Source organism: Lancefieldella sp. (assembly GCF_057237245.1).
The window spans coordinates 47,747-62,158 of record NZ_DBHHJM010000003.1 but is presented as its reverse complement, the minus strand read 5'-3'; the positions used below and the strand labels follow the sequence as shown (position 1 = coordinate 62,158).

Annotated in this window: 10 protein-coding genes; 3 read left to right on the top strand and 7 right to left on the bottom strand. The window is 51.3% G+C overall.

Annotation, left to right across the window (positions count from 1 at the left end):
- Positions 1-200: 200 nt before the first annotated feature.
- The gene (locus ACO5GU_RS03650) at positions 201-2,087 is read left to right on the top strand and encodes a magnesium transporter (protein ID WP_484930170.1); all 1,887 of its coding nucleotides are present in this window, start codon (positions 201-203) and stop codon (positions 2,085-2,087) included.
- A 135-nt stretch (positions 2,088-2,222) separates the two neighbouring features.
- Positions 2,223-3,419 (top strand): Nramp family divalent metal transporter, encoded by a 1,197-nt coding sequence (locus ACO5GU_RS03645; protein ID WP_187468933.1) that lies wholly within the window; start codon positions 2,223-2,225, stop codon positions 3,417-3,419.
- Positions 3,420-3,504: 85 nt separating this feature from the next.
- Here ACO5GU_RS03645 and ACO5GU_RS03640 read toward each other — a convergent pair whose 3' ends face one another.
- The 6 genes from ACO5GU_RS03640 to ACO5GU_RS03615 form a co-directional block, all read right to left on the bottom strand.
- A complete protein-coding gene (locus ACO5GU_RS03640) occupies positions 3,505-4,506 on the bottom strand; it encodes a hypothetical protein (protein WP_484930168.1) in 1,002 nt (333 codons plus the stop codon).
- Positions 4,507-4,571: 65 nt separating this feature from the next.
- On the bottom strand, positions 4,572-5,033 hold the full coding sequence (locus tag ACO5GU_RS03635) for a YtxH domain-containing protein (protein ID WP_035432996.1): 462 nt from the start codon (positions 5,031-5,033) through the stop codon (positions 4,572-4,574).
- A gap of 57 nt (positions 5,034-5,090) precedes the next feature.
- The gene (locus tag ACO5GU_RS03630; protein ID WP_484930166.1) at positions 5,091-5,954 is read right to left on the bottom strand and encodes a cyanophycin synthetase family protein; all 864 of its coding nucleotides are present in this window, start codon (positions 5,952-5,954) and stop codon (positions 5,091-5,093) included.
- Positions 5,955-6,000: 46 nt separating this feature from the next.
- On the bottom strand, positions 6,001-7,344 hold the full coding sequence (locus ACO5GU_RS03625) for a hemolysin family protein (RefSeq protein ID WP_035432999.1): 1,344 nt from the start codon (positions 7,342-7,344) through the stop codon (positions 6,001-6,003).
- Positions 7,345-8,021: 677 nt separating this feature from the next.
- Entirely contained in the window at positions 8,022-9,224 is a 1,203-nt protein-coding gene (locus ACO5GU_RS03620) for an FprA family A-type flavoprotein (RefSeq protein WP_484805108.1), read from the bottom strand.
- 129 nt (positions 9,225-9,353) lie between these two features.
- Complete coding sequence (locus ACO5GU_RS03615) at positions 9,354-10,661, bottom strand: MFS transporter (RefSeq protein WP_484930164.1); 1,308 nt, start codon at positions 10,659-10,661, stop codon at positions 9,354-9,356.
- A 208-nt stretch (positions 10,662-10,869) separates the two neighbouring features.
- Here ACO5GU_RS03615 and ACO5GU_RS03610 point away from each other — a divergent pair, with 208 nt between their 5' ends.
- Positions 10,870-11,964, top strand: coding sequence for a glycerol dehydrogenase (locus ACO5GU_RS03610; RefSeq protein WP_035428190.1), 1,095 nt, complete (start codon positions 10,870-10,872; stop codon positions 11,962-11,964).
- Positions 11,965-12,238: 274 nt separating this feature from the next.
- On the opposite strand, the gene ACO5GU_RS03605 is transcribed toward ACO5GU_RS03610, so the two are convergent.
- Entirely contained in the window at positions 12,239-13,996 is a 1,758-nt protein-coding gene (locus ACO5GU_RS03605; protein ID WP_484930162.1) for a 1-deoxy-D-xylulose-5-phosphate synthase, read from the bottom strand.
- Positions 13,997-14,412: the final 416 nt, after the last annotated feature.

Genomic DNA, 14,412 nt, shown 5'->3' with positions numbered 1-14,412 from the left:
TTGTCCTCGCAAGCACAATTCACGTTCTATTGGATGAAGAGAAAGGTCAGCATGAAACCTCGACCTCACAGTCGCTGACCTCTTGCGGTGTGCCGATTTGCACCGTGAGGGGTGAAATCGCAATGCAGTCCCCGTGGCAATTACGCGGAGTTTCTCGCCAAAGCCACGCTTTAGTCTTCGGACGCATGTAAGGAGCACACATGATTTATCTTTCCCAGTTAATGGGTAATCCGGTTCTAGATTCAGAAGGCGAGAAGATTGGTTCTGTCTCTGACCTTGGAATTGCTACCGGAGAAGTTTTTCCTCGCATTACTTCCCTTGCTTTTATGGGCCCTGGCCGCACGCCAATGATGATTTCTTGGCGCAAGTATGTTGATACCTACGATGAGGACGTCATTAGGCTTAAGGTGCCTTCAACTGAGATTCGTTTCTCGTACCTGCAGCCTAACGAAGTTCTTCTCGCCCGAGATATTCTGAACAAGCAGATTGTTGATACGCGTGGTATTCGTGTTGTCCGCGTAAACGACCTCAAGCTTTCCGATACCAGCTCAACACAGCTGCGCCTTCTGGGCGCAGAGGTTGGCGCACGCGGTCTGCTGCGCAGCCTTTCTCCCCAGCTAGAGCACCTGGTCACTCGCATTGCGCGCGCTATGGGTCACCCCATGCAGGAGCGCATCATTGCGTGGAGTTACATGGACCTGGTTGAGCGCGACCTCTCCAACGTTAAGCTCTCCGTTTCCCACAAAACGCTGGACGAGCTGCACCCTGCTGACGTCGCTGACATCATTGAACGACTGGACTCTCGTCTGCGTAGCCAGGTGTTTGCCCAGCTTGATGACGAGCAGCGCGCCGGCGCAATGGCAGAGTTCAACGATGACGCCATGGCAGTTGAGCTCATCGGTGGCCTGAACGAGAAAGAAGCATCTCGTATCCTGTCCGAGATGGACCCAGACGACGCAGCCGAGCTTGTCTCCGAGCTGAGCTATGATCGTGCCGAGAAACTCCTGCGCTTGATGGGCGTTAAGGAGCAGCGCGCAATTAGGCAGCTGCTGGGATACCGCGAGTACACTGCCGGCCGTATTATGACGTCTGAGGCGCTTTCTATTCCTGAGGATCAAACCGTTGCATACGCCTTTGATCGCCTGCGCAACCTGGACGAAGACTTTGAGACCGTCCGCTATCTCTACCTTACTGACGAGGACGGCCGCCTGTCCGGAACCGTTTCGCTGAACCGCCTGATTGTCTCCGAACCAGAAACTCGTCTGGAGGAGATTGCTAATAAGAACCTGGTCACCGCCTCACCAGAGGACGACCAGGAGGACGTTGCTCGAAACATTGCAAAGTACAACCTGCTGGCCATGCCTGTTGTTTCTGACGACAACCGCCTGCTGGGTATTGTTACCGTCGACGATGCTCTTGACGTTCTTGAAGAGGAGCACGCCGAGGACCTGCAGATTGTTGGTGGCGGCAGGAGCGATTCCGACTCTGGCGACCGTGGCCGCAACATTATTTGGTTCCTCCACCGCAACCTCTGGCTTTTGTTCTGGGTTGCTTCCGTTGTGATTGCTGCCTTTGTAGGAACAGCTGCAACATCTAATCCAACCATGGGTATTTTCGCAGCTCTTTGCACTATTACTATGCCAATCTCACTGAACTTGAGCGAGAATACCGTCAACTACGTGACAAACTTCTTCCTCACAGACGATCCTGGCAGCGAGAAGTCTCCTTCTATCTTAGGCTTTGCCTTCCGCTCGCTTCTACTGGGTCTTCTGGTCAGCGGCCTCATTTGCATCCTTGGTGCCGCAGCTCACGCCCTGCTAGAGGCTCTGTTCCACCCCTACGATCCAAATGCAGGCGTATTCTACGCCGCGCTCTTTGACCAGACCATTATTCAGATCTTTGGTGCAGCAGCTGGCTCTACGCTTATTTCCTTCCTGCTAACCCCAATTTTCTTGGCTGTACTTCGCCATCGTGAGGAGAAAAACCAGGAAACTTCAGGTCTCACGCTTACCCTGATTTCCATGAGCCTTTCGGTGGTGACATTCTTCGTCCTCTCTTACGCTCTCTCGCTTGTGAGTGTGATGTAAATGGCGCAAGAGAACGCAGAGGTAAAGAGCACGGTTGTAGAGCAGGATGCTGCTGGCCAAGACGCCATCGAGCAGGGCAAACGCGCATCTAAAGAGAAGGCTCCGGTCAACAAAAACAGCCTCAAGTACATCTTGATGGCAATGGGTCCCGGTCTTCTCGCCGCATTTGCTGGAAACGACGCCGGTGGCATTGCAACCTACTCCAGCGCGGGCGCTACCTTTGGCTACTCGCAGCTGTGGACCGTGCCACTCATGTGCTTCCTGCTGATTGTGGTTCAAGAAACCGCAGCTCGAATGGGCTGTGTTACCGGCAAAGGCATTGCATCGCTGGTGCGCGAGCGCTTTGGTATTCGCCTTTCCACACTGGCAATGGGCGCGCTGCTGCTCTCCAACATTGCTGTTACCTTCTCCGAATTCGCAGGTATTGCGTCCAGTATGGAGCTCTTTGGCATCCCAACGTACGTCTCGGTACCTATCAGCGCTCTGATGGTGTGGCTCCTGACCGTTGGCGGATCGTACCGCCGTATCGAGAAGATTTTGCTGGCAATTAGCTGCATTTTTGTCACATACGTAGTGGCTGGCGTGCTAGCTCAGCCAGACTGGGGCGAGGCTCTGCGCGTCACCATCATTCCGCAGCCTTCCGCTGAACCGTCATACATTTCTCTGTTAGTTGCAAATATTGGTACTACTATCAGTCCGTACATGATCTTCTTGGTTGCATCAAATGTTGTCGAGAAAAACCTTGATACCAGCGATATTCCCGCACAACGTGCAGACAATGTTGCCGGCGCAGTCCTGGCCGAGATCATCACCTGGTTCATTATGCTGACCACCGGCGCTGTCCTCTTCCCTCGCGGAATCTCTGTTGACTCTGCTGCCGACGCTGCTCGCGCTCTTGAACCACTTGCTGGTCAGTACGCTAGTACCCTCTTTGCACTGGGCATGGTTGGCGCGTCCTTCCTTGCAGCGTGCGTTCTACCAGGCATTACCGCAAGCGCTATCTGCGAGGCATTTGGTTGGGAGCGCGGAGCTGACCGTAGCTGGCAGGAGGCCCCTGTCTACCACGGCATTATTACAACCGTCCTGGTCATTTCTGCGCTGGTTGTTCTGATTCCGGGTATGAGCCTCTTTGGCATTATGATGGCTGCCCAGGTCATCAACGGTATTCTGCTGCCAATTCTGCTTGTCTTTATGGTTATCATTGCGGCCGACAAACACATCATGGGCAAGTACGCCAACGGCCGCATCTGGAACGCACTGACCTGGTTTACCATCGTCACCGTTATCATCCTGACCATTGTGATGTTCATTCTGCAGGCCATGGGCTTGTAGCAAACGTCACGCAACTGCAACACAAAAATAGGGCGAGAAGATCGATCTTCTCGCCCTTTATTTTTATGCGATTATCTGCGGCTTATTACTTGCTTGCCTTGTCAAACTCGTCCTTGAAGTCAGAGAACATCTTGCCCATGCGGCCAAGTTGCATACCAAAACCCTTAGCTGCCTTGTTAGCGGTGGCCTGCGTAGATGATTTGCTTGCAGGCTTAGCAGCTGTGCTCTTGTCAGCGGCTTTGTCCGAAGCGGCCTTTTCTGCAGCGGCTTTGTCAGCGGCGACCTGCTCCTCTGCAGATGGCTTCTCGAGACGAACATCCTCTGCAGCAACGGGAGCTGGGCGCTCGGAATCGTCTTCTGCGTCAGGCTCGGTAGCATCTTCGATAGCACGCTTTGCCTTGGCCAGCGTCTTACCCAGGGCAAACGCGCCCTTCTCGGTGGCCTCTGCAACAGCCTTTCCGGCCTTAGCGGTGGCCTCAGAAGCCTTTGCGGCAGCTGCCGCGTAACCCTCGCCCGCCTTTGCAGCTAGACCGCCAGTGAGCTGGGCATCTGCTGCCTCATCAGAGAGGACCATGGCGCCGTTGGAGTAGCCTAGCAGCCACTCTGGCTTGATGGCAAAGGAGCCCACCAGTGCCTCTGATCCGGCGCCGTCGCCCACAAGGAATGCCGAAACCATGCCCGTGAACTGGTTAAACTCAGCGCCACTTACGTAACCTAAGGTTTTGCCGCTCTTAGTGCGAGCTTCCATACCGTGCCACAAGATGCAGGTATCAAAATCCAAGTTCAAGCGCTTGATTGCTGCTTTATCGACGTTATTCTCGGGATCTTTTACGCAAAGCCCCTGCTCAATGGTCTCCAGAGACTCCAGCGTGACAAACGCGTCATCCTGCTTAATCATGCCAGCAATGTCGGGCTTCTGAACCATCACGCCCACTACCTGCGAAGGCTGGCCCTGTTTGAAGGGTGCAAAAACCACGTTGTGGATTTTTCCTAACTTGGAAAACCGCTCTTCTCCCGCGTGCTTGCCCTTTGTAGCAGGCTTTTTGGGGAGAAGGACCTTTGCGCCTAGGAGCTCGGTTGTTTTCACGTGAAACCTCTCTATAAAAAACGGGACGTCATAAGGCGTCCCGTCACATTGCTTATAAGTGAGGCTTATGCCTCCTGGTAGCCCTCGCCAGCGTGCTCCTGCTCGTGGGATTCAACGTTCTCGATGCGAACAGCCTGAGCCTCAGCGGTTGTGGCGGTTGGCTCTGGAACAACAAAGGAGTCTGCAACAACATCGGCAGCATCTGCGACAGTGTTAGAAGCAGAGGTCACAGCGTCAGAAAGTGACTCACGGAGCTGATCCATGCGCTCGCGAGCAAGGTCAACCTTTGCGCGGAGCTCGTCGGTCTTTGCGTCAACAGTAGGCTTGACCTCGTCAATCTTAGTGCTCACAACCTTAGATGTGCGCTCATAAGAATCAAGTGCGGAATCCCATGCGTCATTGACAGCATCTGCAGCCAAAGCGCGAGTCTCCTCGCCGGAACGTGGAGCCAGGAAAAGACCAGCTACAGCGCCAGCAGCAGCACCAAAAATAGCGCCTAGAAAGAAACCAGCAGACTTCTTGCTCATAAGTACCTCCTGTTAAACAGCAAAACGCTGTACGTAATCATACCGCAATAAGGGCGTTTATCGAACGGGCTTTGGACGAGGAACGTTAATCATGTTCCAGTCGTCTGGGACGTCAGTGACCTCGGAGTCGTCCGTAGCGTCCTCAGCGGCTGTTGCCTCGGCAAGCTCAGTTGCGATGACCTCCTCGACGGGCGCCTCGGCGGCGTCGGCTGCGGGTTCGGCGACGGCTGCGGGTGCGACCTCATCGGCTGCGTCGATGCCTGCGACCTCGGCGTTGTTCTCCTCAGCGTCAGCAACCTCAGCCTCAACTGCATCAGCAGCAGCTGCATCAGCGACGTCCTCGGAGGAGTTGTCGGCAGCGTAATCCTCTGCGTCTACGCTCTCTGCCTGGGGTGCAGCGTCCGCCTCAGGTTCCGCGGAGTCTGCGAGCTCATCGGTCTTCTCGCCGTTAAGGCTCTGGATGAGCGCAACGAGGCCAGAGACGATTGCATTGATGTCTGGGTCGGCGTCCTCCTGGTTGCCATATGCCCAGTTGAGGAGCCATACAGCGCTGGAAAGCGAGGCTGCAACCAGCACGTCATCTGGACATGCGAGGATGATCTCGTAGAGGCCGCGACGGGAATCTACCAGGGAAGTCTTGCCCGAAGCAACGTCTCCCGCGAGGTTGGTCAGGGCCAGGAGCTCGACGGTTACGTGCTCAAGCAGGTGCGCAACCTCGGTGTCCTTGGCAACAAGGCCAAAGCGAGCGTCGGCGTCACCCAAGCACAGGTGATTGGAAAGACCTGGCAAAAGCTCAAGTACGCGCTCAGTTGCCTCAGCATTTTCCGAGGTCAAACGTGGCGCTTTGGCCGAAAACTCAACGGTAGCGGTCAAGTTTTTAGGTCCTACCACAACTTTTTTGATAGAAATCAACTGCGCCATTTCAACCTCTTTCTATTGGTTCACTCTATTGTAATCATTCTTTTAGTTATTCATTTTCTGATGTGTCAGAGTTTTCGCCGGCTGGCTCAGATTCACCGTCTACCTGTGGTTCTGGGGCAATTACACGCAACAAAGATAGTCGGCGACGACGCATCGACTGCACACGGAACACGTAGCCATCCTTCTCAAAAACCTCACCTGGACGAGGCAGATGATTTGCCAAATCCAGCACAAAGCCCGCGATAGTCTCGTACTCCTCGGATTCCCCAACCGGCCATCCAAGTTCAGCTGCATCATTGAGCGAGAAACGACCATCTACCAGCCACTCTCTATCAGAGAGCTGCGTCAGGTACTTGTTGTCCGGATCAAACTCATCCTCAATCTCGCCGACAATCTCCTCGACGATGTCCTCAACGGTAATAACACCCGCAGTTCCGCCGTACTCGTCAACAACAATGACCATCTGATCACGGCTTGTCTGCATCTCAGTGAGTAGTGGAATGATGTCTTTGGTGTCGGGCACGTAGTCAGCAGAACGTACGAAGCGCGCGATCTTCTCGTCACTATCGTGCTGGTCAAGCGCTGGCTCCAGCAAATCTTTGATGTGAGCGATGCCCACGATGCGGTCGATATTCTCGTGGTAGATAGGGATGCGCGAGAAGCCCGTCTGGCGCATGACGCGCAGGACCTCGGCGATAGTTGCAGTGTCCTCCATGGCGGTCATGTCAACGCGCGGGACCATTACCTCGCGGACAACGGTGTCGCCCATCTCGATGACCTCGTGGATCATGGATTTTTCTTCTTCAGAGAGGTCCTCGGAATCCTTGACGATGTAGCGGAGCTCTTCCTCGGTGACCTCTTGATGGTCGTTGGTAGTGTCAATGCCCATCAGCGTGGTAACCGCATCTGCCGAGGCAGACGTGATAAACACGAGTGGACGCGCAATCTGCATGAACGCCTTCATGGGGCCGACGACTGCTTTGGCCACTGCCTCGGAGTTTGCTAGGCCGATACTCTTTGGAACCAGTTCGCCGATGACCACGGAAAAGAATGAAACAATCAGCGTAATAGCCACGACAGCTAAAGGAAGCGCCAGGTCAGCGTGGACTCCGATACTGACCAGCCAAGCGCCGAATGGCTCGGAAAGACTTGTTGCAGCAAATGCCGAGGACGCAAAACCTACCAGGGTAATTGCGACCTGGATTGTTGCGAGGAAATATCCGCGATCAGTGGCAATGTCAATGACAGCAAGGGCTCTTGGATCGCCTTCATCCACGTCCGCCTCAAGTGCCGCGCGACGAGAGCTGACAATGGCCATCTCAGCCGCAGAAAAGAAGCCGTTTACCAGGGTAAGCAGCAGAGTTATTCCAATACTTAACGCAATGTCCATCGAGTGTATGGGCACCTACCTCTTCGAAGTTACTTTTTGTGTAGTCTATTGTACTCTAACGCGCTCTACCTTGTAGTCTTCAGGAATTTGACACAGTCTCGCCATGAAATGCTGGGAGGCTGACGGTGTCGGAAGCGGCGGCGTGATGACGTCAACTATACGATCAGCACGCTTTTCCCGCGATGCGAATCACTTTTCTGCGGTTTTCCCGCCATTTTAATGTCATACTTCTCTATTTTTCTGCGTTAATTCTGACTAACAAGCAGTTCTCAATATTTGATGCAGAATTTTGAATAACTCGCCCAATTAATTCATTTCCATGAATACGTAATTTTTAAGCTCAAAATTATGTGCCAAAAAAGGTAAAAAACCCGTTTAGTTGGAAATGAAAACTTAAAATTAGCCAATTTATCTCCAACTAAGACGATTTTTTACCGCCTTAAAAACTTTTATCTGGGCAAACGCTATATACAGAAACTTGTATTTTCCAACTAAACGGATTTTTTACCACTCCGGGGTCATTCTGGGGTCATTCTGGGGTCATTCTGGGGTCATTTCGGGGTCACTCTGGGATTATTTGCATCATTCTTACCCGCTTAACTCACCCTCTACAGCAAAAGACCCCCACATTCAACTGAATGTGGGGGGGCCTTAACCTTGCTTAATTCTCTGCTAGATTAGAGCTGCTTGCCAGCCTCGACCAGGTCCTTGACCTGCGCACGAACGGCGTCCAGGTCCTCGTCGGAAGGAAGCCAACCGATAGCGTGAACAGGCAGTGGCATGGTGAACTCTGCTGCCTCAAGCTCGGCCTGAACCATCTTTGGTCCAAGTGGAGCCCAACCGTAAGAACCAAACGCAAAGCCAATACGGTGGTCATTCTTTGGAGAAAGACCGCTCATATAAGTCAGGAACGAAGAAACGGTAGGCAGGAACTTAGAGTTCAGCGTAGGCGAACCAACGCAGACATACTTGGAATCCAAGAAGTGATACATGACGTTGGAAATGTGAGTCTCTTTGAGGTCGATGAGCTGGGCAGGAATGCCTTCAGCCAGAAAACCGTCCAGAAGAGCATGAGCCATCTTGTCGGTTGAACCCCACATGGAGTCGTACACAACCAGGGCTTTCTCCTCAAGCTTGCCGGTAGTCCACTCCTCGTACTTGGAGATGATGTCGGCAATGTGGGAACGCCATGCAACGCCGTGAGCTGGGGCGATAATATCGATGTTCTCCAGACCAATGCCCTTAACTGCAGTAACAGCAGAGTCAGCCTGACGACCGTAAGGGAGAACGATGTTTGCATAGTATTTGCGAGCCTGCTTCATAACCTCGCAGTAGTCGGACTCATCTTCAAAGCGAGTAGTTGAAGCGTAGTGCTGACCAAATGCATCGTTCGAGAAGAGGATCTTATCGTAGTCGGAATACGTGACCATGTTGTCTGGCCAGTGGACCATTGGCGTCTGCACAAAGGTCAGGGTGCGCTTACCGATGTTGAGCGTATCGCCCGTCTTTACGCCGTTGACGTTGATATTCTCGCCATAGAAAGCCTTGAGCTCCTTGACGCCCTGAGGTGCGCTTGCGTAGACCTCGGCGTTTGGCGCAAGCTCCAGAATGCGAGGAACGCTGCCGGAGTGGTCCATCTCAATGTGGTTGCAGATCAGAACGTCAATCTTTGCTGGATCGATGATGCTCTTGATGCGCTCGACCAGCTCCTCGGAGAATGGGCGCTTGACGGTGTCAATGAGCGTGACCTTCTCGTCCAGGATAAGGTATGCATTGTAGGTAATGCCCTGCTCAGTGGTGTAGCCGTGAAACTCGCGAGCATTCCAATCCAGGGCGCCTACAAAGTAGACATCGGGTTTGATTTCGACAGAACTAAGCATGTGTCCTCCAAAGACCACAGTGCGAAAATTTGACACTACAAGAATATCATTTGCTGGCTCGTGAATGTATGTTCACGTAAACTTTCCAGATAACTTTAACCCAATAGATTATGAGAAGTTGAGTTATGACTATCTATATTTCCTGTAATGGATAGTAAAAATAAGGGCTATTACCACAAGAGTAATACAGCCTAAACCAACATAAGTTGTTCCAAATCCTGAAAAGTCTAAGGCAATTCCAATTAATGGATCCGAAACTACTGATGCGATTTCTTCAATCTGATTTGATACAGAAAGTAATGTTGCGCGATTATTCTCTTCAGCGATTAAATTCATTTGATTGTTTATTAAAATACTTAAAGTGGTTGAAAATAAATTAATCGCTACATAAGTAAAAATACACACGTATATACTTGGGATTAGACCAGCGCATAACATCAAGATCGCAATCATGGAAAGAATAGCTAAAATAACGAGAAATTCTACGTTTCCTGAAAACGCAATAATATCTTCAGCGGATTTCTTATAAGAGTCTTTAAGTGTTTTTACTATCTTTGCTGTAAGCTTTGACCCAAAAAACTCGCCTAAACTTGCAGCAGCAGTAACAATCCCTAAGAACTTTATATCAAATCCCATACTGGTTAAATTTGGGGCAATAAACTGACTGTAATTACTAACTAAAATTAATGAAATTGCTGAAACTGTACAAAGCGAAATAAATATATTTGTTTTCACAATCTTTATAAGTTCCTGAAAAAATGTCTGTACATTTTCTTTCAGATTCAATTTACTAGTTCTAGTCCTTATAAATCCATCTTCTTCTGGTAGACAATTGTTTCTTCTATTAGGACTTACATCATTTTCTTTAAATTCCAAAGTGACCAATAGCCCAAGAAAATATACAAAGATCGAAATAACAAAAGGAGTCAAAGGATTGATACTAAAAAGAACAGGGGCTATTAAACGAACAGTAATTCTAATGATTGACTGAGTTCCTGTCATTTTTGAAAGAATTAGAGCATATGCTCCATTCTTCCTATCCATACCAGAATTTGCACTCGTTGCCTCGAAAAGAAAAGCACTTCCAGCTCCTGACTGCGACGCACTTGCTAAAGAAAAGAACAATTCAGAAGCAACCATTAATAAAAAGCTATTCGCAAAGGTTAAAGTCACTATTGCCACGAGTCTAGAAAAAGAAGCAATTTTTAAAACAATATGGTGTCCGCAACGATCAGATATCCATCCTGTTGGAATCTCAAGCACTACTGTAGCTATTGCTCCAACACTCTGAACTAGTGCAATATCAAAATAACTTAAACCACGCCAAAGATAATAGAGGGTTAAGATGGTCCAAATCAAAACACTTGAATTTATATAATTTGACCATTCGTAGAGCAGAATGTTCTTTTCTGTTGTTGCTAACTTTCCTTCAAACATTCATTTCCTCATTAGATTATTTCTATCCCCCATTTTGATTTCCCCATATTATAAGTTCTCCAAATAGAATTATTTCCAATCATCCTGTTGCTTTAGTGAGGCTAACTTAAAGTAATGCTCCACAGAAATATTTTCCTTGCTGTTATGTTCTTTTGACAGTGCTAACATAAATTACATAGGTCTAAAACGTATCCGGAGAGGGGAACCTATGAAAATGCTACGCGCAATGCGTGAGCCACTGAAGTATGTTCAGGGCAAAAATGCTTGTCTCGAGTTCGAAAAAGAGATGGGCTACATGGGAAAGCGCTTCCTGTTTGTTTGCTCTAACAGCGGCTACAAAGCAACCCACGACATGATCGAGCAGAGCTTCGAGGGCAAGGGCGACTACTACCGTCGCTATGAGGTCTTCGGTGGCATTTCTTCCAACGGCGAGATTAACCGCATGAAGGCTATCGTCGAGGAGGACAACATCGACGTAGTCGTCGCTATCGGCGGCGGCAGCGCTGTTGACACCGCAAAGGCAACCGCATATTACGCTGGTAAGCGCATCGTTATTCTTCCTACCGTTGCAGCTACTGACGCTCCATGCACCGGCCTCTCCGTTATTTACAACGATGACGGTTCCTTTGACAAGTACCTCTTCTACCCACAGAACCCAGATGCAGTTATGGTCGACACCCAGATCATCGCTAACGCACCTGTTTCCTTCCTGGTAGCAGGCATGGGCGACGCACTGGGCACCTACTTTGAGGGCCGCGCATCCATCCGCACCGAGTCTCCTTCCCTCGAGGGAACCGGCATTACCCGCGTTGGTATGGCAATTGCTAAGGAGTGCTACCTCACTCTTCGCGATTACGGTTCACAGGCAATTAAGGCTTGCGAGAACAACGTTGTAACCCCAGCTCTTGAGGCTATCTGCGAGGCAACCGTCTACATGAGTGGTGTCGGCGCTGACAACGTTAACTGCGCAGCAGCTCACTCCTTCTACAACGGCCTCACCTCCCTTGGTGGCCACAGCGCACCTCACGGCAACTGCGTTGCTTTTGGTACCCTGGTCCAGCTTGTTCTTGAGGGCGTTCCTCAGGAGGAGTTCGACGAGGTCCAGGACTTCTGCCTTGAGGTTGGTCTTCCAACTACCCTCGAGGAGGTTGGCATCACCACTGACGAGCAGATCAAGAAGATCGCTGAGGCTGCTTGCGTTCCTGGCGAGACCATCCACAACCTTGCTGGCGACGTCACTCCTGACGAGCTCTATGCAGCTATCGTTCAGGCTGACGCTATGGGCCGCGCTCTTAAGGCTTAAGCTTTTAGCCGCAGGTTGCGACGCAACGGCGTGCCGCAAGGTACGCCCGAGCGGCAGGTCGCAATAGGGCATCGCAACAGCACATTCACTTGATACAGAAGAGGGACCGCAAATGCGGCCCCTCTTTTTTGTTGCAGTTTTGATGTGATGGCGAGAAACGCGGACAATGCTGCAACGACAAAACCGCAGTGCGGGCGCGGCTCGTGCCGGAACGGCAGCGCAACAGCGTGGCGGCGCCTACCTACCAGCGGCGACGCACTTATAGACCAAGCGCCTACAGGCCCAGTACCTGCTTGATGTCCGCAGCAATCAGCTTGGGTTCCAGATGACTTTCTCGCATAAGCTCTGCGATGTTGACGCGGTTGTAGAAAGCCTTCTTGACGCCGTAGTTCAGCACGCGTGCGGGAGAAGTTCCCAGGTAGCTGGCGATATTCTGTCCCCAGCCGCCCTCGATAATGCCGTCCTCAATAGTTACGATGACGTCATGGTCTTTTACCAGGTTGTCGAGCAGATTCTGGTCAACGCCCGAGGCAAAGTATGGCTTAACCAGCGTGGCTTCAATTCCCAAGGTAGAGCTGAGGGCCTCAACGGTTTTCTCGCCAAGGTCGTAGAAATCGCCCAAGGCAAGAACGGCCACCTTGGAGCCCTCGCGCGTGACCTCGTAAGTGTTGAGGGTGTCGAAGTTTGTGCGGACGGAGCCCTCGGCATGGATCACAGGACCGGAAGGAATTGCGATGTAGACGGGGTGTTTGTCCTGGTCAAGCGCCCAGTCGAGCATGGCGATATACTCCTCGGCGTTGGACGGCGCGAGATACACCATGTTAGGGATGTTTGCGATCATGGAAATGCTGCTGAGGCCCTGGTGGGTGGCGGCCATCAAACCCCTAATGGAGCCGGATCCCACGATAACCGCAGGATTCTGGTTGAGCGCCAGGTCCTGAGTTAGCTGGTCGTAGGTGCGCTGGATGAAGGTTGCGCTTGAGCCCCAAACTACGTGCGCGCCCGCGTAAGCCGCGCCGGAAGCCATTGCAACTGCAGTTTCTTCGGCAATGCCCACGTCAAGGTAGTGCTTACCCAGCTCTTCTCGACGTTCCTGCGTAAGGCCAAGCAGGCCAGGAACAGCCGACATAAGCACCAAGAACTTTGGGTCAGTCTTTGCGCGCTTGAGGGCATACTCTGCAAAAATGCTGGCATACGACTCGGAAGAACCGGATGTAGGGCTCTGACCAGTCTGGATGTCAAACGGCATGTGCCAGTGCCACTTCTCCTTGTTTACCTCCGCGGGAGCGTAGCCCTTGCCTTTGAGCGTATTGATGTGGACCACGACCGGATGGGTCGAGTCTTTTACCTGCCCAAATGCGGCGATAAGAGCCTCGATGTCGTTACCGTCATTGACATACAGGTAGTCCAGGCCCATCGATTTGAAGAGGTTATTCTCGGCAGCTCCGTTGGTGCGGCGCAGCTCAGCGAACTGGTCGTACATGCCGCCGTGGTTCTCGGCGATGGACATCTGGTTGTCGTTGAAGACAATGATAAAGTTGCTGTTCAGCTCACCAGCAACGTTCAAACCCTCAAGAGCCTCGCCGCCGGACATGGATCCGTCGCCGATAACTGCGATGATGTTCTCCTTGCCGTCCATGATGTCGCGAGCCTTTGCCAGGCCAAGCGCCAGACTGATGGACGTGGAAGTGTGGCCGATTTTGAAGAGGTCATGCGGGGTCTCGGCGGGATCGGTGTAAGGAGACACCGAGTCGTAAAGCGCGGGATCCATGTATGCCTGCTTGCGGCCGGTGAGCATCTTGTGGGGATACGTCTGGTGCGAGACATCGTAAACGATATGGTCAACGGGCGAATTGAACACGGTATGGAGCGCGATAGTTGCTTCGACGATGCCAAAGTTTGGACCAAAGTGGCCGCCATGATTTGACTCCATGACCAGCAAGTTGTCGCGAATCTCCTGCGCAAGTACTGCACGAGCCTCCGCGTTCAGCTTCTTTACGTCTTCTGGTCCATTGATATTCTCTAGGTACATGTGCGGCCTTTCTTGGATTTAAACTACTGTCACGAATAACATCGCCATCTCAACGCTGTTTGTCTGAAATACGTACCCAGATAGCCGCCACGCAATACCGACAGGCAAGAAAATAAGCCACATGAGTAAGTAAGTTCTAGAAGCTTGCGCCCACGATCAACCATACCGTACGGGCAACATCATTAGTTGCTTGTACTGTTTTGCTGACGGTTGAAGATGGTTGAACATGGCTGAACACACCTATGTCGGATAATCTGTCAAAAAGACGTATACATGACGCCGAAAATAGCTAAGGCGTGCAGATTATCGTCATTAGGTGTGTAATATGCCCGTAATTGAGCAGATTATCCGACATAGGTGTGTTGCTTAGAACTGAAATTTACCTATAGTTAGATTTTTTATATTTCTCTATTCAT